At 62.7% G+C, this 21,608-nt stretch carries 21 protein-coding genes and 1 pseudogene; 16 read left to right on the forward strand and 6 right to left on the reverse strand.

What is annotated here, in order from left to right; translation table 11 throughout:
• Positions 1 to 263: 263 nt before the first annotated feature.
• Both tatB and tatC read left to right on the forward strand, forming a co-directional pair.
• On the forward strand, positions 264 to 752 hold the full coding sequence (gene tatB, locus ACREC7_RS04560; RefSeq protein ID WP_431554508.1) for a Sec-independent protein translocase protein TatB: 489 nt from the start codon (positions 264 to 266) through the stop codon (positions 750 to 752).
• Positions 753 to 796: 44 nt separating this feature from the next.
• Positions 797 to 1,576: a twin-arginine translocase subunit TatC gene (tatC, locus tag ACREC7_RS04565; RefSeq protein WP_431554550.1), complete on the forward strand. Its 780-nt coding sequence runs from the start codon at positions 797 to 799 to the stop codon at positions 1,574 to 1,576.
• A 56-nt stretch (positions 1,577 to 1,632) separates the two neighbouring features.
• Here tatC and ACREC7_RS04570 read toward each other — a convergent pair whose 3' ends face one another.
• Positions 1,633 to 2,025: a GIY-YIG nuclease family protein gene (locus ACREC7_RS04570; RefSeq protein WP_431554509.1), complete on the reverse strand. Its 393-nt coding sequence runs from the start codon at positions 2,023 to 2,025 to the stop codon at positions 1,633 to 1,635.
• Between the two features lie 102 nt (positions 2,026 to 2,127).
• On the opposite strand from ACREC7_RS04570, the gene ACREC7_RS04575 reads away from it, so the two are divergent.
• Positions 2,128 to 2,316: a DUF2283 domain-containing protein gene (locus ACREC7_RS04575; protein WP_431554510.1), complete on the forward strand. Its 189-nt coding sequence runs from the start codon at positions 2,128 to 2,130 to the stop codon at positions 2,314 to 2,316.
• Positions 2,317 to 2,399: 83 nt separating this feature from the next.
• Entirely contained in the window at positions 2,400 to 2,732 is a 333-nt protein-coding gene (locus ACREC7_RS04580) for a hypothetical protein (protein ID WP_431554511.1), read from the forward strand.
• 101 nt (positions 2,733 to 2,833) lie between these two features.
• Here ACREC7_RS04580 and ACREC7_RS04585 read toward each other — a convergent pair whose 3' ends face one another.
• From ACREC7_RS04585 to ACREC7_RS04595, 3 genes and pseudogenes are all read right to left on the reverse strand, one after another.
• Entirely contained in the window at positions 2,834 to 3,097 is a 264-nt protein-coding gene (locus ACREC7_RS04585; RefSeq protein ID WP_431554512.1) for a hypothetical protein, read from the reverse strand.
• 143 nt (positions 3,098 to 3,240) lie between these two features.
• Positions 3,241 to 4,455, reverse strand: a complete 1,215-nt coding sequence (locus ACREC7_RS04590) for a serine hydrolase domain-containing protein (RefSeq protein ID WP_431554513.1) — start codon at positions 4,453 to 4,455, stop codon at positions 3,241 to 3,243.
• Positions 4,456 to 4,590: 135 nt separating this feature from the next.
• Positions 4,591 to 4,812: pseudogene (locus ACREC7_RS04595) on the reverse strand (epoxide hydrolase); the annotation flags it as partial.
• 501 nt (positions 4,813 to 5,313) lie between these two features.
• On the opposite strand from ACREC7_RS04595, the gene cysK reads away from it, so the two are divergent.
• On the forward strand, positions 5,314 to 6,369 hold the full coding sequence (cysK, locus tag ACREC7_RS04600) for a cysteine synthase A (protein ID WP_431554514.1): 1,056 nt from the start codon (positions 5,314 to 5,316) through the stop codon (positions 6,367 to 6,369).
• Between the two features lie 260 nt (positions 6,370 to 6,629).
• On the opposite strand, the gene ACREC7_RS04605 is transcribed toward cysK, so the two are convergent.
• Positions 6,630 to 7,100, reverse strand: coding sequence for a hypothetical protein (locus ACREC7_RS04605; RefSeq protein WP_431554515.1), 471 nt, complete (start codon positions 7,098 to 7,100; stop codon positions 6,630 to 6,632).
• A 399-nt stretch (positions 7,101 to 7,499) separates the two neighbouring features.
• Between ACREC7_RS04605 and ACREC7_RS04610 the strand changes: the two genes are divergently transcribed.
• The 6 genes from ACREC7_RS04610 (at position 7,500) to ACREC7_RS04635 (ending at position 14,594) form a co-directional block, all read left to right on the forward strand.
• Positions 7,500 to 9,122 (forward strand): alpha/beta fold hydrolase, encoded by a 1,623-nt coding sequence (locus tag ACREC7_RS04610; RefSeq protein ID WP_431554516.1) that lies wholly within the window; start codon positions 7,500 to 7,502, stop codon positions 9,120 to 9,122.
• A 376-nt stretch (positions 9,123 to 9,498) separates the two neighbouring features.
• Positions 9,499 to 9,705 carry a hypothetical protein gene (locus ACREC7_RS04615; protein WP_431554517.1) on the forward strand — a complete coding sequence of 69 codons (207 nt, stop codon included), beginning with the start codon at positions 9,499 to 9,501 and terminating at the stop codon, positions 9,703 to 9,705.
• 317 nt (positions 9,706 to 10,022) lie between these two features.
• A complete protein-coding gene (gene serS, locus ACREC7_RS04620) occupies positions 10,023 to 11,453 on the forward strand; it encodes a serine--tRNA ligase (protein ID WP_431554518.1) in 1,431 nt (476 codons plus the stop codon).
• A 331-nt stretch (positions 11,454 to 11,784) separates the two neighbouring features.
• Positions 11,785 to 12,549 carry a 5'/3'-nucleotidase SurE gene (gene surE / locus ACREC7_RS04625; protein WP_431554519.1) on the forward strand — a complete coding sequence of 255 codons (765 nt, stop codon included), beginning with the start codon at positions 11,785 to 11,787 and terminating at the stop codon, positions 12,547 to 12,549.
• A gap of 76 nt (positions 12,550 to 12,625) precedes the next feature.
• The gene (locus ACREC7_RS04630) at positions 12,626 to 13,279 is read left to right on the forward strand and encodes a protein-L-isoaspartate(D-aspartate) O-methyltransferase (RefSeq protein WP_431554520.1); all 654 of its coding nucleotides are present in this window, start codon (positions 12,626 to 12,628) and stop codon (positions 13,277 to 13,279) included.
• Between the two features lie 187 nt (positions 13,280 to 13,466).
• A complete protein-coding gene (locus ACREC7_RS04635) occupies positions 13,467 to 14,594 on the forward strand; it encodes a peptidoglycan DD-metalloendopeptidase family protein (protein ID WP_431554521.1) in 1,128 nt (375 codons plus the stop codon).
• Positions 14,595 to 14,822: 228 nt separating this feature from the next.
• Here ACREC7_RS04635 and ACREC7_RS04640 read toward each other — a convergent pair whose 3' ends face one another.
• Positions 14,823 to 15,701, reverse strand: a complete 879-nt coding sequence (locus tag ACREC7_RS04640) for an ATP-binding protein (RefSeq protein WP_431554522.1) — start codon at positions 15,699 to 15,701, stop codon at positions 14,823 to 14,825.
• A gap of 156 nt (positions 15,702 to 15,857) precedes the next feature.
• Here ACREC7_RS04640 and yajC point away from each other — a divergent pair, with 156 nt between their 5' ends.
• The 5 genes from yajC (at position 15,858) to ACREC7_RS04665 (ending at position 21,606) form a co-directional block, all read left to right on the forward strand.
• Complete coding sequence (yajC, locus tag ACREC7_RS04645) at positions 15,858 to 16,211, forward strand: preprotein translocase subunit YajC (protein WP_431554523.1); 354 nt, start codon at positions 15,858 to 15,860, stop codon at positions 16,209 to 16,211.
• Positions 16,212 to 16,272: 61 nt separating this feature from the next.
• Positions 16,273 to 17,886 (forward strand): protein translocase subunit SecD, encoded by a 1,614-nt coding sequence (gene secD, locus ACREC7_RS04650; RefSeq protein WP_431554524.1) that lies wholly within the window; start codon positions 16,273 to 16,275, stop codon positions 17,884 to 17,886.
• A 14-nt stretch (positions 17,887 to 17,900) separates the two neighbouring features.
• Positions 17,901 to 18,851, forward strand: a complete 951-nt coding sequence (secF, locus tag ACREC7_RS04655; protein ID WP_431554525.1) for a protein translocase subunit SecF — start codon at positions 17,901 to 17,903, stop codon at positions 18,849 to 18,851.
• Between the two features lie 86 nt (positions 18,852 to 18,937).
• A complete protein-coding gene (locus ACREC7_RS04660; RefSeq protein ID WP_431554526.1) occupies positions 18,938 to 19,795 on the forward strand; it encodes a phytoene/squalene synthase family protein in 858 nt (285 codons plus the stop codon).
• A gap of 14 nt (positions 19,796 to 19,809) precedes the next feature.
• On the forward strand, positions 19,810 to 21,606 hold the full coding sequence (locus tag ACREC7_RS04665; protein ID WP_431554527.1) for a DUF4153 domain-containing protein: 1,797 nt from the start codon (positions 19,810 to 19,812) through the stop codon (positions 21,604 to 21,606).
• Positions 21,607 to 21,608 lie beyond the last annotated feature (2 nt).

The following is a 21,608-nucleotide window of genomic DNA, read 5'->3' on the forward strand; positions in this document are numbered from 1 at the left end:
GGCGCCGAGGCGGAGCCAGCGCCGGAGCCGGAGCCGGCTCCGAAAGTGATCGAGCATAACCCCAAACCCGCCGCCAAGGCGAAGACCGCCGCCCGTGCCAAGGCGCCGCGCACGCCGAAGGCGGGCTAGATATCCCTCCAACCACATCGTCATGCCCGGGCTTGACCCGGGCATCCAGGGGCTACAAGTTCGGAGCGTGCGGCCCTGGATTGCCGGGTCGAGCCCGGCAATGACGAAACCAAATCTGCGGCCAAATCGCATCTATGTTCGACATCGGTTGGTCTGAACTCCTGGTCATCGGCGTGGTGGCGATCGTCGTGGTCGGCCCCAAGGAATTGCCGCGGCTGATGCGCACCTTCGGCCATTACGTCGGCAAGGTCAGGCACATGGCCGCGGACTTCCAGCGCCAGTTCGAGGAGGCTGTGCGCGACAGCGAGATCGATGAAGTGCGTAAGGCGATGCAGGATTTTCACGCGGAGGCCTCCGACGTGAAATTGGGCGGAACCGTCGACAAGCCTCTAATGATGCCGGCCCCGACTCCGCCGGCGCCCGCCACCGCATCGGCCGAAGCGGCGCTGCCCCCGCCCGCGCCTAAACCAAATCCCAAGCCGCGGGCGAAGAAGGCCAAGCCCGTCCCGGCCAAGACGGTTCCCGCCAAGACCGTTCCAGCCAAGACCGTTCCGGCCAAGACCGCGGCAGCCAAAAGCAAGACGCCCAAGCCACGCGCCAAGAAGCGCGAGGAGGCGCCGTGAGCGATAAGGATCAAGAGGCGATCGAGGCGACCAAGGCCCCCTTGATGGAGCATCTCATCGAGCTCCGCCGCAGGCTGATCTGGTCGCTTGGCGCGGTCGCCATCGCCTTCGCCGTCTGCTTCTATTTCTCGCGGCCGCTCTACAATCTCCTGCTCTGGCCCTACCGGCTCGCGGCCGGCGTCGATACGCCGATCGAGATGATCTACACCGCGCCGCAGGAATTCTTCTTCACCGAGATGAAGCTCGCGCTGTTCGGCGCCATCTTCATTGCCTTCCCGGTGATCGCCTCGCAGATCTACATGTTTGCGGCGCCTGGGCTGTACCGCAACGAGCGCAAGGCGTTCTTGCCGTTCCTGGCCGCGACACCGATCCTGTTCCTGCTCGGCGCTTCGCTCGTCTATTTCGTGGTCATGCCGCTCGCCATGACCTTCTTCCTGTCGATGCAGCAGTCCGGCGACAACCAGGTGCATATCCAGCTCACCGCGCGGGTGAGCGAATATCTCTCTTTGATCATGACGCTGATCCTCGCCTTCGGCATCTGCTTCCAGTTGCCGGTGCTGCTGACGCTGCTCGCCCGCGCCGGTCTGATCACCGCGGCGCAGCTCAAGGCCAAGCGCCGCATCGCCATCCTCATCGCCTTCATCGTGGCTGCCGTGCTCACCCCTCCGGACCCCTTGAGCCAGATATCGCTCGCGCTTCCCACAGTGCTGCTTTACGAGCTCTCCATCTACGCAGTGAAGTTCGCCGAGAAGCGCCACGCCGCTTCGACGGCCGCCAAGCCGGCCGCTAAACCCGCCGGCAAACCGGCCGGCAAGCCGGCTTAGTGGTTTGTAACGCCTATCCTCCGTTTGTCACGCCCGCGAAGGCGGGCATCCAGTAATCACTGGTGGTGCAGTCTGACGAGATCGGTGGTTCCTGGCTGATCCGCCAAGCCGGGCGACGACAGGGGAGAGAAGTGGGGCGTCGCCGCAATTCGAGGCGCAGCGATTGGGGGATAGAGGTCATTCCAATTCGGATTGTTCTCCTCAATCAGCCGAACTTTCCAAGCGCGCCGCCATTTTTTCAGGCGTTTTTCGCGTTGGATCGCGGCACCAATCTCTCCAAACTGCTCGAAATAGACGAGACGGACGACATCGTATTCCTGGGTAAAGCCCTTGAGCAACTTTTCCTTATGCACGTACACGCGTCGCACGAGGTCGTCGGTCACGCCAACGTAGAGGGTGCCGCCAATACGGCTCGCGAGAATGTACACGTAGTAGACGCGCTCCCTCATACGCAGAGTCTCGTGGTTACTGGATCGCCCGGTCAAGCCGGGCGATGACAATGACGGGAACCGAGGTACAATGGGATCGCCACATTTCGACAGGACAAAACCATGCGCGTGAGAATCGATCAGGGAGCCGATGCGGTCTATCTGAACCTCACCGACCGCCCCATCGAGGGGAGTGAGGAGGTCGCTGAGGGCATCATCGTGGACTACGACGCGCAAGGCTGCATCGTCGGCGTCGAGATCCTAGATGCCTCGAAGAACTTTGTCATGCCCGCGAAAGCGGGCATCCAGTAATCACCGCCGGTGAAAGATTATTGAGGGCGGTGGCTACTGGATCGCCCGGTCAAGCCGGGCGATGACGATGGAATGAGAAACGGATGACCCGAGCTCTCTCCCTCGACGACAGGCGGCTTCGCACCAGCGTGCTCTTTGCGGTCGCGGTCCACAGCCTGTTCATCCTCTTCTTTACCGTTTTTCTGTTCCAGCACGCCAATCCCATGGGCGACGGCATGGAGATGGTCGGCACCAGCATCGCCTTCATGTTCATCTTTCTGCCCTTCAGTCTCCCCGCTTATCTCCTCGCCAAGACTGGTCGCTTGCTCATCGTCGCGGCCATTCTCGCGCTGATCGCGTCCTTCCTCTATTTCGGCCTCTGGCTCGAATTTCTCGACGAGTTGAGCATCCAGCCGGCACCCTGGAACACGGGATAGCTACCCCCTTCTTACCCGGGTCGATCGCGTCACCAAGACCGGCGACGTCGTGCGCGATGTGATGAGCGTTGCAGATGTTGCCTACCGCTGCGAGCCCGTTACTAGTTCTCGGCCGTGTCGATATTCATCTCGCGCCACAGACGAGCTTGGCACGCGCGGCGGGAGATCGCTCGTTTGAGCTGGTGGCATTCGCCAATCTGACCGGAGTTTAGGTCAGGTGGACCAACCGTGGTGAGAGCGGGCGCTTGAGGCCCAACTTGTCCTGCGTTTTGCGTCAACTCACCGGCGAAAACGGGGATGCTGGCCGTGGTGAGGGCGACAAGGGTACCTGCCGCAGCCAAACTGATGCGAGCGAGCGAGAACATGGCTGGCTCTCCTTTCCTGTCTCAGTGCTCAAGGCGATCTTGAGCTTGAGGGAGAGTCTCGTTCGCCGCTCGGATCGGCGCTGTGGCATTTGCCGCGCCTTCGCCATTTATCCGCGGCGCCCGCGCCCGCCAGGTGAAGTTGGCTAATCTTTCGGCTTCTTGACGATGTCGTAGAGGGCATTGACCGCCTCGCCGAGCTTATCGGTCCCGTCGGGCGGCTGCGAGTTGGTCTGGACCGTGATCATCACATCCTGGTCGGCAAACCAGACGTAGAGCGTGCGGTAGCCGAGACTCTCGCCCTCGTAGAACCATTGCGCGCCGAGAGTCCCAAGAATCTTCCTCCCCAACCCAAGCGCGAAGCCGCCTGGGTCGTCGGCCGACACTGCCGCGATCGGCTCGCCCGTTTTCATCGAAACGAGCGCGGTCCATTCTTGCTGCTGTTTCGGCGGAACCACCTTCCCGCCGAACACCGCGCGCATCCAGCGATCGACGTCGCGGGCGCTGGAGACGGCGCCGCCTGCCGATTGCATCCAGGAGGTGCTCATCTCGCGCACGTCCTTCCCGACGACCGGCGCATTCCACGGGACCTTGCAATCAGGTTGGTATTCCGAGCAGGCTGCGTTCTCGAAGTAGCCGTGCGCAAGACGCTTGATGACCGATTCCGGGTAGGTACTCGCTTCGTAGAACGTCGAATCGAGACCGTGCGGCTCGATCGCCAACTCATGCACGAGATTGGTGAAAGCCTTGCCTGCAGCTTTCTCGGCGATCATGGCGGCGAGAATGTAATTGGTATTCGAGTAGTGATAGCCCTTGGTCACCGGCAGCTTGTTGTTCGGGCTTGGATAGGCGGCATCCGCAAGCTCCTTGAGGGTGAGAGCCCGCATCGGCTCCTCCGTCCAAGACTTGGCCATCCACTCGGTCTCGGAATAGTTGGGAATTCCGCTCGTCATGTCCAGCAGACTGCGGATGGTGACGTCCTTCCACGCCGGAAACTCAGGCAGCCATTTGTCGAGCGTGTCGTCGATCGAGAGCTTTCCCGCCGCTTCGAGCTGGAGGATCACTGCGACGGTGAATGATTTCGACGTGCTTCCCATCTGGTAGAGCGTGTCCTGGTCGACCGGCCTTGCGTCTGGGTCGCGGCCCACTTTCCCGGCGAATGCTTCGATCGCCGGCCCTGCAGCGCCGAAGCTTATATAGGCGGCGATGCCGGTGACCTTTTCGATCGGCGCCCGAGCCGCGAGCCACGCGTCAAGCGCAGCCTGAACCCTCTCGACCTGGGTCGGCTCGGCAGCCAAAGCGGCCGTCGCATGGACAACCGCGACCGCTCCGGCCAGAAGCGAAATAAGTCCGTTCTTCATGTTCTGCTCCCCTTGCGCGCGACGCTTATGAGATTCTTATAAGACCGCATTCCGCTTCACCTCGAAAACATACGCAGAGTCGGTCAGCTCTTGTCGGCGAGCAGATTGCGCTTCGTCAAGGCGCGATTTCCGCAACTAACGTAGCGGTCTGAGCGCGGCTCGGAGCTCGGTACTTAATAGTTCCGGCTGTTCCCAGGCCGCAAAGTGTCCACCTTTGTCGAGCTTGTTGTAATGGCTGAGTTTGGGATACGCGCGCTCCACCCAGCACCTAGGAGCTGCGTAAATCTCGTCAGGGAAGGTGCTCACGGCAACCGGGATCGTGACGTTCTTTGGAGCAAAGAACGCCAGGCGGTCTTGGCCTCGGCCTCGGATTTGTACTGGCCCATCATTTTGGCCGTTTTCGCGTCGGACGGCATGGCAGTCATTATCTTGATCTTGCATGACCCTCCGTCTCAAAGCATCAGGTCGACGTAGTAGTTATCGCCACCGCCCCGGCGAGCGCGGGTGCAGCCAAGGCGCCGACAAGCGTACCGGCGATTAGATACTTTTTCATCGACTTCCACCCCTGTAACCGTGGTTGACCCCAGCCCGGCTAAACTCCGATCGGTCCCCTCTAGCTGCAAGTTGGCACATCAATTCTGACCGGCGATGGGGTAAGCTCGGACGCCTGCCCCTGGGGGAGTCTGCGCAAAAGGAAACACGGCAACGCCTCGCCCGACCAGGCCTCGGGCGACGATCCCGAAGCTCTGCTGATGGAAATTTTATGAATACGTTTCTCAACAACACGGGCACGATCCCAATGCCGTCATTGATGAAACCCTTCTGCGTTTCCCGCCGTCGTTTCCTAGGAGGTTCCAAATGGGACGCAAATTCGAAAACATCCTCGGAACAATAGGCAACACGCCGATTGTCAGGATCGGCAAGTTGGCGCCCCCCGGGGCGAACCTGTTCGTGAAGATCGAGGCATTCAATCCCCTGGGCTCAGTAAAGGACCGCTTGGCTCTCGGTGTGATCGAAGACGCCGAGCGATCGGGAAAGCTCAAGCCGGGACAAACCCTCATCGAGGCAACGAGCGGCAACACCGGGATAGGGCTCGCCATGGTGTGCGCCCAAAAGGGCTACCCGCTCGTGGTTACGATGGTCGAGACCTTCAGCGTCGAGCGCAGGAAGCTGATGCGGTTTCTCGGTGCCAAGGTGGTGCTTACGCCGGCCGCCGACAGAGGCGTGGGCATGGTCAACAAGGCAATCGAGCTTGCCGAAACCCACGGCTGGTTCCTGACGCACCAATTTGAGAACGAAGCCAACGCCGACATGCATTCGCGCACCACGGCCAGGGAGATCGTGGCGGATTTCGAGGGCGAGCCGCTCGACTATTGGGTGACGGGGTTTGGTACCGGCGGCACGCTCAAGGGCGTTGCGCGCGTCCTTGCCAAGGAACGGCCGGATACGAAGATCATCGTCTGCGAGCCCGAAGACGCACCGATGCTCACCAGCGGAGTGAAGCAGGAGAGAAACGCAGATGGCTCTCCCGCGACCGGCCATCCGGCGTTCAAGCCGCATCCGATGCAAGGCTGGAGCCCGGATTTCATTCCAAAATTGGCGGGCGACGCCGTTGCCATGGGCGTCATCGACCGCATCCTGACGATTGCGAACGCCGACGCGATGCATTGGAGCAAGCAACTTGCTCAGAAGGAAGGAATCTTCGTTGGCATCACGTCCGGCGCGACTTTCGCGGGAGCGATCAGGATCTGCAAGGAAGCGCCCAGGGGCGCAACGGTGCTTTGCATGCTGCCCGACACCGGTGAGCGCTATCTGAGCACGCCGCTTTTCGCCGATGTCGCCGCGGACATGACCGATGAAGAGCTGGAAATCTCGCGCTCGACCCCTGGCTTCCGACTCGTGCCCAAGGCTTAAGAAGCGGATCAGCAGTCCTGTAAATACTTCCCAACCCAGAGTCTACGGCGGACGTGGCTCAATCGCGGCGGCGTTTGACGCTGTGCTGAGCTGTGCCTCCGCTTTAAGGCAGCGGTGCCTGGGAGACCTTCGGGCAATCGAGCGTCTTCTCCAGCGCCTCCACAAGCTCGTCCTTGCCTTCGGCCGGGCCAGAGAGCCCGTCATTCTGTTTGGCCACGCACATCAGGTCAGGTTGAATCCAGACTCCGTCCGCTTAGGATCTATTTGATCTCCCAGGTGGCCTTGTGGTTGACGATAACGGCCCCACGGCCGCCGACCGCTTCGTGAAGTTCCACCACAGTGTAGGGAACAGTTCCCGTTATACCTTTGTATTTCCCCGTACCACCCATCAGGTAATGGTTGTTGTCGTCGAAGGTCGTGAATACGTTGTCGCCATCTTTGTCGGTTTCAACGCAGCTGCCGTTGTAGTGAAATGTCTCTCCCACCGTGCTCGTGTGATAGAGGCAGCGAACGGACATGTCATTGAACGGGCCTTCTCCTTTGACATTGCGGGTGATTCCAGTTTCGTCAACGATCGACCCGGTGCCGGCTCCGCTATCCATTTTTGCCAAAGTGTTATCGACATAGTATGTGTCGTATTCCGCCGTGCCGGTCTTGGGAAACTCCGCTGCCACTGCCGGAGCCGCGCAAAACGTCAATACGACAGCCATCGAAGCGAGCATCGATTTCATATCAGTACCTCCTTCAAGGACATCCCTTCGGGGACAACGGTCGAACTGGCGCCGAGCTCGCTGTTGCATCCAGCCTGCAGATAGCGGGACGCCGTCCCGACCAGCTACATACCCAGCTCCGCATCCTACTACAGCAATGATAATACCACGATGTCATTGCGCGAGCAGGCGAGACCTCGGCGAGTCCGATGTTCAGCTCGGTGAAACTTCACCAAAAGCCCGACCACCCTGTTGATTGTCACTTTTTGGGGTGGGACAATGCCTGCAGTTCGCGCCTGCTATATCCTGCTAGATAATGTCTGGCCTTCTGGTGCGAGCGAAAACTGAACCCTCGTACTGGCCCCGCTGGAGCGGGACGCCTCTGAATTTTGCTTGCAAACAGCAGCGTAGGAGTGAGCCATGACGACACGTCCATCCTCGGTGATTGTGTTCATCGCATCATTGCTTGCCGCCTTGGAAGGGCTCCGCACCATGGTTGTCACCCACCGGCACGTCCTCCTGCTCGCCCTGCTTCTTGCCTCACCCGCTGTGGTGCGAGCCGCACAGGGCGCCGAAGGAACTGCGACCGTGCCGCGCTTCGAGGAAGCGCCGTGCCCGAAACTGCAGGGGGCCGAAGAGCTTGGCAAAGCGAGCTGCTTCTACCTCGTCGTACCGGAGAATCGCGGAAAGCCGAATGGCCGCACCATCCGGCTCATGGTCGCCAAATACCCCGCCCACGCAGCGCAGAAACGACCCGATCCCGTTGTCTATCTGGCGGGCGGCCCGGGAGACATCGCCCCCCTGGAGGTCAACGGGTTCATCGCCGCCGACTTCATCCGCGACCGCGACATTTATGTGGTGAGCCAGCGCGGCACCATGTTCTCGGAACCGGCGCTCACCTGCGCGGCCATCGACGACTTCGCCAGACAGCTTCTTGGCCTCCGCTTCTATTCCGAAGCGACCAAGCGCACCCATTTGGCCGCCACCGAAGCCTGCCACCGCGAGCTAGCCGCCACCGGCGCCGACCTCAGCGCCTACAATTCGACCGAGAGCGCCGCCGATTTCGCCGATCTCCGCAAGGTGCTCGGCATCGCCACGTGGAATGTCCATGGGACGTCCTATGGCTCCTACCTGGCGCAGACGCTCATGCGCGACCACCCTGAGGGCATCCGCAGCGTCGTCCTCGATTCCGTGTTGCCGACGACCTACACGGTCCCGGCAAACTGGCAGAATGCGCGCTACGGGTTCAACAACCTCTTCCAAGCCTGCGCGGCGGAACCGGCCTGCAACGCGGCCCATCCTCGTCTCGAAGAAACCTTCACCGGACTGGTCAACAAGCTCGAGGCCGCGCCGCTGACGGCAACCGTCAAGGACCCGGCCACCAGTGAAAACATCGAAGTCGTCATCGACGGTGGAGCACTGATCGATTGGCTGCGCAACCAGAACTATGGCATTCCCATGCTCCGCGCCGCGCCGGATCGGATCGATGGGCTCGCCGCCGGCCGGCCCGAGGCCATCGAGGCGATCGCCTTGGATCGGGCAAGCCGGGCGCCACCATCCCGACCGGGTGCCCCAGCCCTCGGCTACGGGTTGGCGCTTGGCGTCAGCTGTCGCGAAGACTATCCGTTCGCGACGCCGGAGGATCTCGCCGCTTCCGGCCGGGAAGCGTTTCCGGACTATCCTGCGTCGATACAAGACGAGGGGATCGGCGGCTGGGCGTATTTCAACGAAGACTGCCGCGACGTCTGGAAGGTGCCCGCCGCTCCGGAGGCCATGCGCCAGCCCGTCGCGAGCAGCATCCCGACGCTCCTCATCTCCGGCAGCTTCGATACGCTGACGTCGCTCGCCGGGGCCAAGGCCGCGGCGACCAGCCTGTCCAACGCAACGATCATCAGCATCCCGGGCGTCGGGCACTTTGTCTCCCCCCCGTCTCCTTGCGCTCAGACGGTGATCGTATCGTTCCTCGCCGATCCCGCCGCGCCCGACACATCCTGCGTCGGCGCGCTGAAGCCGCAGACCTTTACCTCAGTGGCCTCGCCGTGAGGCGTTGCCGCGCGGCCTAGCGGGACCTTCCATCGAGAATTGGAGGCCCGCTACCGGCCTGACGCAGGCTAGGGAAAGTCTTGCACACCCGGATAGAGCGGGTAGACGGATTTGATCTCTCGCGGCGTGCCGGCGATCTCTAGCACTCATTTCTCGCTCAAGCGGCGTGTCCGCTCGTAGCACCTAGCTGACATCGCCTCGCACGACTCGGCGATCGTCTGTTCGCCACCCTGCGGCCTCCCTAAGTTTTTCGCCCCGTCGTGCTGTGACAAACGCCACAGCGCGAGTCAGATCGATGAGGCCAAGATCTCCTGTCGAAAGGCCACGACGACAAAAGGAACCGTCGTGGCTCGCCCAACCTCCAGGCGAGGCGTTCATGATGCAGAAATACATCAAGTGCATGGCGCTGCTCGCGTCCCTGATCCTGCTCTCTGCGGGGCTGAACTACATTTTCATCGGAACCGCCGGGGGCAGGGTGATGAAGCAAACGCAGCAGGTTCAGCGCGGAGGGCCGACTCTGCAGCAAGCCTCCGCGGTTGAGTGCGCGCCTGAAACGAAACGCTGCTCACTTGCAGTTCGTTGACCTGACGTGATCCCGGCGATTCGTCCGTTCACTACTTATCCCCGTCGCTCGCGCCTCACTTACACTCATGGCCATCTTCGGAGCTTGTGACGAGTCACCATTGGATTGCCGGGACAAGCCCGGCAATGACGAAGGAGGAGGAGAGGCCGTCTTTGCGTCACCCCGGCGAAAGCCAGGGCCCAGATTTTTGCCTTCGCGCGTCCCGCGCGAGCTGGATTCCGGCTTGCGCCGGAATGACTGAGGAGGGGAGGGAGGTAGACGCTCCAAGGCTCGGGCCTTATAGGAAAGCCTCGATTTCCAGCCTGTAGGACAAAGCCTTGCTCGACATCAAATGGATTCGCGAGAACCAGGACGCCTTCGTCGCCGGGCTGAAGAACCGCGGCGCTGACGGGTCGGAAGAAATGTTGACTCAAATTCTGAGGCTCGACGAGCAACGCCGCGCCACGATTCAGAAATTGCAGGAGGCGCAGGCCCGACGCAACGCCGCCTCGAAGGAGATCGGCCAGGCCAAGGCAGGCAAGGACGAAGCCTCAGCCAAGCGGCTGATGGACGAAGTTGCCGGCCTCAAGACTGCGATCCAAGAAGGCGAGGCGGCGGAGAAGCGGCTCGATGACGAGCTACGCAGCTTGCTCGCGGCTATTCCCAACACGCCGGCGGATGACGTGCCGATCGGGCCTGACGAGAAGGCCAATGTCGAGCTGCGCAAGGTGGGCACGCCTCCGAAATTCGACTTCCAGCCCAAGCAGCATTTCGAGCTTGGCGAGGCGCTCGGGCTCATGGATTTCGAAACCGCGGCAAAGCTCTCAGGCTCGCGCTTCGTGGTGCTGAAGGGAGCGCTCGCGCGTCTCGAGCGTGCACTGTCCCATTTCATGCTCGATCTGCACACGAGCGAGCATGGCTACACTGAGATCGCCCCTCCACTCTTGGTTCTTGATGAGGTCATGTTCGGCACCGCGCAACTCCCGAAGTTTCGAGATGAGCAATTCTTGGGTGCAAGTGAGGGATCCCGAACCGAACTGCTAAATGAAGCTATGAAAAGTGCTGACGAGACAGATCGGAATGCAATCTGTTCCGGTAATAAGTCTATTGCCGAAGCCGTCGTCGCCATTCTGGCGCGTGCGCCGTCCAAAGAGGATCTTTGGCTCATCCCCACCGCCGAAGTTCCGCTAACCAATCTCGTGCGCGAGGATATCACCGACGAGTCCAAGCTTCCCATCCGTGTCACCGCAGGCACGCCGTGCTTCCGCGCCGAGGCAGGTGCCGCCGGCAAGGACACGCGCGGCATGATCCGCCAGCATCAATTCTCCAAAGTCGAGCTCGTCTCCATCACCACGCCCGAGCAGTCGGCGAACGAGCATGAGCGCATGACGGCCTCAGCCGAGGAAGTCTTGAAACGCCTCGGGTTGCCTTATCGCGTGGTGGTGCTGTCCACCGGCGACATGGGCTTTGCCGCGCAGAAGACCTACGACATCGAGGTCTGGCTGCCGGGGCAGGGGATGTATCGAGAGATCTCCTCCTGCTCCAACTGTGGGGACTTCCAGGCCCGCCGCATGAATGCGCGCTACCGGCCGCAAGGCGCCAAGGAGACGCGCTTCGTGCACACGCTGAACGGCTCTGGCGTCGCCGTCGGCCGCGCTCTGATCGCGGTCATGGAGAACTACCAGGAAGCCGACGGCTCGATCCGCATCCCGGACGCGCTTCTGCCCTACATGGGCGCCCTCACCAAAATCGAGGCGCCGAAGCAATGACGTCTGACGCACCGACCCCCTCACCCTAACCCTCTCCCCACTGGGGAGAGGGAGAAGAGGTCCCCATCTCGCCAATCCATTCTCCTCGCCCCTTTGGGGAGAGGGTTTTCCGCCGCGATCTTGTGCGAGCGAAGCTCTGCGCAAGTCGCGTGGCGGAGAGGGTGAGGGGGCTCCGGCTTCCGCATTCGTCATTGCCGGGCTTGTCATTGCCGGGCTTGTCCCGGCAATCCAATTCTGAGTTTGAAAGGGACACCATCGTTGGCCAAGGCCCTATTGGATGTCCGGGACTTCGCCCGGGCATGACGAGGGAAAAAGAATAGCCGCCCAAACCATGCGCGTCCTGATCACCAATGACGACGGCATCGAGGCGCCAGGCCTCGACGTGCTCGAGCACATCGCCGGCGCGGTGAGCAAGGAGGTCTGGGTGGTGGCGCCCGAGACCGATCAGTCCGGCGCGTCGCACTCTCTGACGCTGGCCGAGCCCTTGCGCATGCGCGAGCTTGGGCGGCGGCGCTACGCGGTGAAGGGCACGCCGACCGACTGCGTCATCATGGGGGTCCGCTTCCTGCTCAAGGACAAGCCGCCGGACCTCGTGCTGTCAGGCGTCAATCGCGGCCAGAACCTCGCCGACGACGTGAATTATTCCGGCACCGTTGCCGGCGCCATCGAAGGGTGCCTGCTCGGCGTGCCGTCGATCGCTCTCAGCCTCGCCATCGGCAACTACGAGACCGGCACGCCGATCTGGGACACGCCCATGCGTCACGGCGGCGAACTGTTGCGCAAGCTGCTCAAGGCCGGATGGCCTGAAGGCGTGGTGCTCAACGTCAATTTTCCCAATTGCCAGCCCGATGAGGTGAAAGGCATGGCGGTCACCACACAGGGCCAGCGCCACCCCGACCTCCTGCGCATCGAGGACCGGCTCGATACCCGCGGCAAGCCCTATTACTGGGTCGGCATCGAGCGCCGCAAAGCCAAGCCGCCGAAGGGCACCGACCTCTGGGCGGTGCAGTCGGGGCGCATCTCGGTGACGCCGCTGCAGCTCGACTTCACCGACGAGGAAGCGCTTAAGACGCTTGCCGCTGCGCTCGGCGAATAGGCCTTCCGCTCTTTAAGAGAGGAGTTCACTATCGCCGGATACGCGATGAATCGTATGCTTGAGGGGATCGCTCGCCATGGCGAGTGAGCCGGACCAAATCGGCCTGATCATGCAGCTCAGGCGCCGCGGCATCCGCGATACGCGGGTGCTGCGCGCCATTGAGCGCGTGCCGCGCGAGCTGTTCGTCGACCCCGCCTTTGCCGACCACGCCTATCAGGACATCGCGCTTCCCATCGATTGCGGCCAGACCATCTCGCAGCCTTATGTCGTCGCCTTCATGACCGAGAAGCTAGAGCTCAACGACAGCCAAAAGGTGCTGGAGATCGGCACCGGCTCCGGCTACCAGGCGGCGGTGCTGTCGCATCTCTGCCGCCACGTCTTCACCGTTGAGCGCTGGCGCGAGCTGCAAAAGGCGGCCGGCCGCCGCTTTGCCAAGCTCGGCATCGCCAATATCACCACCATCATCGGCGACGGGTGGATCGGCTGGCCGCCGCAGGCGCCCTACGACCGCATCATCGTGACCGCGGCGGCGGCCGAACCCCCGCTTGCTTTAATCGATCAGTTGAAGCCAGGCGGCCGCATGATCATCCCGCTCGGCTCGACCCGCGACACCCAATCTCTGGTCGAGATCGACAAGACCGAAACGGGGGAGATCGTCAAAAAGCCTTTGCTTCCGGTGCGCTTCGTGCCGCTGCTGCACGGAAGGGTGAAGCCCGATGAGCGCGCGTGACGCGGCCGCTTAAGCACCTGCTTCTTTTTCGCTCAGACCGGGAACATCGTTAAAAGCTTGTTTACCGTTCGCGCGCTTAACTCGGACTCTCGGTCTGTATGCGTACGAGGGGTACGGGGGAATGCAAGCGCGCGTGTCTTGGTCAGCGGTTGGCCGTTGCGCTCTATTGTCCACTGCAGTGTCGGCCTTGACGCTTGTCGGCGGCTGCAGCTCCGGTGTCTCTCGTTTCGACTTTCCCTCTTTCGGCCTGACGCGCTCAGACCCTGCGCCGCTCGCCGATCCCAACGCCACCGCGTCGCTTCCTCCGGTTCCGCAAGAGTCGGTCTATGCCCAAGGCGGCCCGAATGCCTACCAGGGCGGCTCGTACTCCCGCTCGAGCCTGCCGCCGGCCTCGCAGCCTTATACCCAGGCGACGCCGGCCGCCTATTCGCCGCCCGGCGCAAGTCTGAAGCCGGAGAGGTCTGCCTATGAGCCGCCTTCGCCCGCGCCGCGGCCGAACCTCGCCAAGGTGCGCGCCGTAGCAGAGCCTGAGCGCGGAGGGGAGATCTACAAGGTGCAAGCCGGCGACACGCCGCGGAGCATCGCCCAGATGACTGGCGTGAGCGAGAAGGCACTGATCGAACGCAACGATCTCGCCCCGACCCGCCTTAGGATCGGGCAAACGCTATACCTGCCGAAAGGCGGCAAGGCTCCGGTCGCGCCGCGCGCTGTGGCGGCGAACCAGAGCAAGCCTGCGCCTGACGTCCGCGTGGTGAAGACCACGACGATCGAGCCGCCCGGGCAGCGAGAGAAATCTCAACCGGCCGCGAAGGCTCAAGCCGCTCCCGCCCCCGCGGTGGCAAGCTCGGACGAGGTCATCGGCGGACAGAACCCGCAAGTGGCCAGCACCCAGCAGCTTCCGGCGCCTGAGCCAATGTCTGGCAACAGCTTCCGCTGGCCGGTGCAGGGGCGCATCATCTCGGAATTCGGCACCAAGCCCGACGGCGGCCACAATGACGGCATCGACGTCGCGGTGCCGATGGGCACCTCGGTGAAGGCGGCTGAGAACGGCGTCGTCGCCTATGCCGGTGACGAGCTGAAAGGCTACGGCAATCTCGTGCTGATCCGTCACTCGAACAATTGGGTGTCGGCCTACGCCCACAATGACGAGATCCTGGTCAAGCGCGGCGATCAGGTTCGCCGCGGTCAGGTCATCGCCAAGGCCGGGCGTTCCGGTCAGGTCAATCAGCCGCAGCTCCATTTCGAGCTGCGCAAGGGCTCTCGCCCGGTCGACCCGACCAAGTACATGACGCACGCAACGGCGGACGCCGACTAGCACGTCGTTTCACTCGAACGGAAATAGGCCTCGTCATGGCCGGGCTTATCTCGGCCATCCACGCCTCTTCATCCCTCCCCTTGATGGGGAGGGTGGCGATCGCGACCGCAGGTCGGGATCGCCGGGTGGGGTGACACGCATGAACCCCCACCCCGACGCCGCCTCAAGAAGGCGTCGTCGGACCTCCCCACAAGGGGGAGGTAAGGAGGTTCCTCGTCTTGCCTCCAGTCAATCGCCGTCAAGCCGCACACCCAAGCGTCCTGCCAGATCCTGAATGAATTGAAAGGCGACGCGGCCCGAGCGTGCGCCGCGGCCAATCGCCCAGGCGAGCGCCTCGCGCGTCAGTGCCTCGTCGGCGATGGGCAAGCGATAATGCGCGGCATAGCCCCGCACCATGTCGAGATAGTCGTCCTGACTGCAATTGTGGAAACCGATCCACAGGCCGAAACGGTCGGAGAGCGACACAATCTCGTCCACGCCCTCCGACGGGTTGATGGCGGTCGAGCGCTCGTTCTCCAGCATCTCGCGCGGCATGAGATGCCGCCGGTTGGAGGTGGCGTAGAACAGCACGTGCTCAGGACGCCCCTCGATCCCGCCTTCGAGCACCGCTTTGAGCGACTTGTAGGAGGTGTCGCGCCCCTCGAAGGACAGGTCGTCGCAGAACAGGATGAAGCGCTTGGCCCTTGTCTCGCGGAGATGCGCAAGGCAGCGCGGCAGCGAAGCGATCTCCTCGCGATGGATCTCGACGAGCTTGAGCGCGCCCGCTTGCGGCCTCGTCTCGCGGCTCACTGCCGCATGCACCGCTTTGACCAGCGAGCTCTTGCCCGTGCCGCGGGCGCCCCACAGAAGCGCATTGTTGGCGGGGAGGCCGCGCGCGAAGCGGACGGTGTTGTCGTAGAGCACATCGCGCATGCGGTCGATACCCTTGAGCAGGCAAAGCGGCACGCGATTGACCGCCGCGACCGGCAAAAACGCCTCAGGCTCGGCCTGCCAGATGAAGGCTTCCACTCTATCGAAGTCGGGCTTCCGCGGCGGCAGCGGCGCCAGCCGCTCCAGGGCCCGCGCCATCCGCTCGATAAGGCCCCCAATTGGCTCCTGGAAGTTCATGGCCCTTTCGTTTAAGGCTCTCCGGCCCCGTTGCAAAGCCGAGACGGGCCGCTATAGTCGCGGCAATTTCGTGCTACCAATCCGCTCAAAATGGACGGTAAGAGCCTTGAAAGGCTTAAGGGCGGCCAGCTTTAGGCCAAGCCGAGGACAGCAGCAATGATCGACGCCGTATACGCTCAAGCAGCCCCAAGCGCATTCGACGCCCTGAATAGCTTGATCGTTCCGACCGTGCTAATCATCGGCATCATGTATTTCCTGATGATCCGGCCGCAGCAGAAGCGGCTGAAGGATCATCAGGCGTTGATCGCCGGAATCAGGCGCGGCGACACCGTGGTCACCTCTGGTGGCATTCTCGGCAAGGTGACCAAGGTCGATGACCAGGAGTTGCAGGTCGAGATCGCCGACGGAGTCCGGGTCAAGGTCGTGCGCGGGACGGTCTCTGAGGTCCGGGGCAAGGGAGAGGCACAAGCCGCGCCTAAGTCGAAGGCGGCGGCGGAAAGTGACAAGTGAGTTTCGCTCGGGTCTGAACGCTTAAGCCTCGAAAAGCCAAATCTGGAGTCGATAGGCGGCAATGCTGCATTTTTCCCAATGGAAGGTGATCCTGGTGCTCGGCATCGTTCTCGCCAGCATCGTCTTTGCCCTTCCCAATCTCTTCCCGCGTTCGACCATGGAGGCCATGCCAGGCTGGCTTCCGCACAAGCAGGTCAGTCTCGGTCTCGATCTGCAAGGCGGCGCCCATCTCCTCTATCAGCTCGACGAGAACGAGATGATCGAGGATTGGCTCAACAAGTTGCGCGACGAGGTGCGTGAAACGCTGCGTAAGGATCGCATCTCCTACACCGACCTCACGCAGAACGTGGCCGGGCGCACGGTGTCGGTGAAGATTCGCCAGGCGACCGACTTCGACAAGGCCTACCAAGCCTTGCGCAAGCTGTCTCAGCCGGTTGGCGGGTCGTTCGGACTATCGGGCGTGAACAATCTCAACGTCAGTCAGAACGGCGACGATGGCGTCACGCTCAAGGCCACCGACGCCGGGCTTACCCAGCGCATGAATTCGGCCATCCAGGCCTCGATCGAGACCATCCGCCGGCGCGTCGACGCCTTCGGCACCACCGAGCCGAGCATCCAACGCCAAGGGCGCAATCGCGTGCTCGTGCAGGTTCCCGGCATCAGCGACGTCGAGCGGCTGAAGAAGCTCATCGGCGAGACCGGCAAGCTCGAATTCAGGATGGTCGATCCGGGCGCCAATGCGCAGCAGGTGGTGGAGAGCAAGCAGGTTCCCATCGACGACGAGCTGCTCTACTCCAAGGACACCCCGCCGGTTCCCTACGTGATCAGGAAGCAGGTGCTGGTGAGTGGTGAGGATCTTGTCGACTCCCAGCCAGGCTTCGACCAGCGCACCAACGAGCCGATCGTGACCTTCCGCTTCGACCCCAGCGGCGCCAAGCGTTTCGCCAGGGCGACGCAGGAAAACGTGGGCCTGCCCTTCGCCATCATCCTCGATGGCAAAGTGGTTTCGGCGCCAGTCATTCGCGAGCCGATCCTCGGCGGTTCCGGACAGATCAGCGGCCGCTTCACAGTCCCCGAGGCGAGCGACCTTGCCGTGACGCTCCGCTCCGGTGCGCTGCCGGCCAAACTCACCGTGATCGAGGAGCGCACCGTCGGCGCGAGCCTCGGCGCCGACTCGATCGCCTCGGGCAAGAAGGCCACGCTGCTTGGGCTGCTGCTCGTGGTGATCTTCATGTTTACCGCTTACGGGCTGTTCGGCCTGTTCGCCAATATCGCGCTCGTGGTCAATATCGCGCTCATCTTCGGCGTACTCTCGCTGATCGGCTCCACCCTGACGTTGCCCGGCATCGCCGGCATCGTGCTTACCATCGGCATTGCCGTCGACGCCAACGTGCTGATCAACGAGCGCATCCGCGAGGAGATACGCTCAGGCAAGTCACCGGTCGCTTCCGTCGAGGCAGGCTATCAGCGGGCGATGACCACCATCATCGACTCGAACGTCACCACGCTGCTCTCGACGCTGGTGCTGTTTTGGCTTGGCTCCGGCGCGGTGCGCGGATTTGCCGTGACCCTCACCATCGGCATTCTCGCCTCCTTGTTCACCGCCGTGACCCTGACGCGGCTCATGGTGTCCTATTGGCTGCGCTGGACGCGGCCCGCCCTGATCCCGATTTAGGAAAAATCGCCGCTATGTTCACAGGCATTCATTTCATCCCCGCCGACACCAAGATCGGCTTCGTACGCCTGCGCACCATCAGCTGGGTGGTCTCGGCCCTGCTGACCGTGGTGCCGCTTCTGCTCGTATGGAAGGTCGGGCTCAACTTCGGCATCGACTTTCAGGGCGGCACGCTCATCGAGATTCAGACCAAGGAAAGCGTCGCCGATCTTGGCGACATTCGCTCCAAGGTGCACGGGCTCAATCTCGGCGAGGTTCAGATCCAGGAATTCGGCGCGCCGAACGACGTGCTGATCCGCATCGCCGCCCAGCCGACCGAGAAGGAGCAGCAGGGCTCCATCGCCAAGGTCAAGCAGGCGCTCGGCGACCAGGTCGAATATCGCCGCATCGAGGTGGTTGGACCCACGATCTCGAGCGAGCTGATCGCCGGCGGCACCGTCGCCGTGGTCGTCGCCATGATCGCCATCCTGTTGTACATCTGGTTCAGGTTCGAATGGCAGTTCGCGGTCGCCGCCGTCGCCTCGCTGGTCCACGACGTGACCGGCACCATCGGCCTTTATTCCGCGCTTCAGCTCGAATTCAATCTGTCGAGCATCGCCGCGCTCCTCACCATCATCGGCTATTCGCTCAACGACAAGGTCGTGATCTTCGACCGGATCCGCGAGAACTTGCGCAAATACAAGAAGATGCCGCTGACCGAGCTGCTCGACCTGTCGATCAACGAGACGCTGTCGCGCACGGTCTTGACTCATGTGACCACGTTCCTCGCCATGATGCCGTTCGTGCTGGTCGGCGGCGAGGCGATCTTCGGCTTTGCGCTTGCCATGGTGTGGGGCATCGTCATCGGCGCCTATTCCTCGATCTATGTTGCCGCACCGTTGCAGCTGATCCTCGGCGTCAAGCGCGACGGCGGCATGGCGAGCGCGCCCGCCAGGGCAAAGACGCAAGCCCGGGCGCGTGCTTGAGCGGGATGCGCCCAGTCCTGATTTGACGCATGATCCTTTCGGAAAGGTCTCCGGCTTTCTGGATCAGGCTCTAGGACAAGAAGGCCTTGCAGGCAGGCGAACGAGACGCTGCCGTCCGCACCATCGCCCGCGATGGCGACCTTGACCGCTATGTGAGCGCGCTGTTCGCGCCCGGCGCCTGCCGCGAGCCCCTGTTTGCCCTCTACGCCTTCAATGTCGAGCTCGCGCGCATCGGCGAGCAGGTGAGCGAGCCGCAGCTTGGCGAAATTCGTCTCCAGTGGTGGCGCGACGCGCTCGATCGGGCCTGCGCCGGCGAAATCGCCGGTCACCCGGTGGCCGACGCTCTCGGACGCGCGGTTCGGCAGTGCGACCTGTCGCGCGATAGCCTCGCCGATTTGATCGACGCGAGGCACTTCGACGTGTCGGTGAGGATCATGCCGGACGCAGGCGCGCTCGACGACTATCTCGCCAAGACGGCAGGCGCGCTGTTCAAGCTCGCCTCGGAAATCGGCATGGCTCGGGCCCGGTCAGCTGAGCCTCGTGCGCTGGAGCAGGCGGTCAGAGCCGCCGGCATCGCCTATGGCCTCACCGGACTGATGCGCGCTCTGCCGGTTCATGCAAGGCGCGGACGCGTCGATCTCCCGGAGGATGGGCTTCTCCGCCACGGCACCTCGCCGGCGCAACTTCTATCCGAAGAGGCGAGCGAGGGGCTGACCGAGCTCTTGGCGGATTTGCGGAAAACGGCGCGAGCCGCGCTCGGATCGGCGAGGCAACATGTGGCAGAGCTTCCGCCTGCGGCGCGACCGGCGTTCCTGCCGCTGGCGCTGGTCGGTCCTTACCTCTCCGTTTTGCAGAAGGTTGATCCGCTGCGGCAGATCGCCGAGATCAATCCGCTCCACCGGCTGTGGCGGCTAAGCACCTGCCGTTTTCCTCCATCGGCGTAGCAGAAGGACGATCCATGACAGAGGCAACACGACGCTGGTCCTGGCGGAGCTGGCTTCCGGACGTGAGCGCAGCCGTTTCGCGCTTTCCCCTCGGAGTGCTGCTTGCCGGCTTCTTGACGATCTACAAGCTCTGGGCGGATAGCCCGAACGAGGCTGACGAAAAGATCCTCGGAACGCTTGCCGCGTCGTTTCTTTGGGTTGTCGCGGTCGATCTGTTCGTGGAGTCCCAAGGCCGATCGCAAAAAGCGCGAGGAATCGCCTGGCTCGCCGGTATCGCCGTCATCGCGCTGCTGTTCCACTTCAGATGGGAGGCATGGCTTTTCCCGCCGCTGCTCTTTGGCGCCTTGCTGTTTGCAGTCGGGCTGGCGGGGCAACTCCGGAGCGGAGATCGCAACGCCGCCTTCTGGCTGTTCAACCATCGGCTCTGGCTCGCCGCCGCGCTTGGGCTGATCGGCGCTGTCCTGTTCGGCGGCGGCCTCTCCATCATCCTCGAAACCTTGAACTTCCTGTTCGGGCTTGAGCTTCCGGAAAAATGGCACGAGAGCATCTGGACCGTTGCGCTCGGCTTCTTGGCGCCGGTGAGCTGGCTTGCGCTCGCGCCGCAAAACTTCACCGACCGGATCAGCGATCAGGAGACTGAGTTCACCACCCGCGCCGTCGCCACCATCGTCAGGTTCGTGCTGGTGCCGCTGCTCCTTGTCTACACTGCCATCCTCTATGCCTATGCCCTCAAGATCGGACTCGCAGGGACGCTGCCCAAGGGAACTCTCGGCAGTCTCGTCGTCGGCTATTTGCTCGCCGGCGCTGCAACCCTGCTTCTGGCCTATCCCATCCACGACAGCGGCGGCATCCTGGTGCGGTTGTTCTGGCGCTATTGGGTCTGGCTCTCGGTCCTGCCGGTTCTGCTCCTGTTTCTCGCGGTCTATACCCGCATCGCCGCCTACGGCCTCACCGAACCGCGTTACGCGGTCGTGCTCATCGGCCTTTGGGCGTTGATCCTTGCCGTATGGCGCATGGTGAGGCGAGGGGAGAGCTTCGATCTCCGTGTGATTCCGGGGTTGCTTGCGCTTCTGCTGCTTGTGGCGTCGTTTGGGCCTTGGGGCATCGTCGGCGCCTCGGTGCGGAGCCAGACGGCCGAACTCGCCGGCATCCTGCGTGAGAAGGGGATGCTCGCCGATGGCAAGTTCGCGCGTCCTGCCAAGGGGAGCGAATCTCCGCTCGGCACGAGCGCCGCGCGGGTGCGCCAGATCGAATACTACCTGAACACGCGGCACGCGCTTCGGAGGCTCGCTCCCTGGTTCGAGGGCGAGCAGCAGAATCCGTTCGCCGAGGGCAAATCGCCGGAAGTGACTGTCCGCGAGCTTCTCGAAGCGCTGTCGCTTCCGCCCGACCTGTCGCGGTCCACCGGCTCAACCTTCACGTATTATGCAGATGCACCTCGAGCCATATCGCTTGACTCCCGCGGCCAGGTGATCGGGCCGGTCGTGTTCGAGAGCCAGGGCCCGATCCAGGGCGCAATCCCGCCGCAAACTGTGAGGGTCGATGGCCTCGGCACGGTGAGTCTTGAAATTGCCGGGAACAGCCTCATTGCCGGCATCGAGACCGGTCCCGAGCTGCGCTTCGACCTCACCGAGGCGGCCAACAGCCTGTCCGGGGTCGTCGTCACCGAGCGCCGCCCCCTGCCGATCGAGGCGGCAAACGGGTCGCTGTCGGGCACGGTACTGATCGAAAATCTCAAGGGCACCTATGACGGCGCCGATCTCGACCTGTCGCTGTTGCGCTTCTGGCTCGTGCTCAAGCGCGAGAAGTAAGA

Source organism: Methyloceanibacter sp. (assembly GCF_050728395.1).
Classification (GTDB): Bacteria; Pseudomonadota; Alphaproteobacteria; order Rhizobiales; family Methyloligellaceae; genus Methyloceanibacter.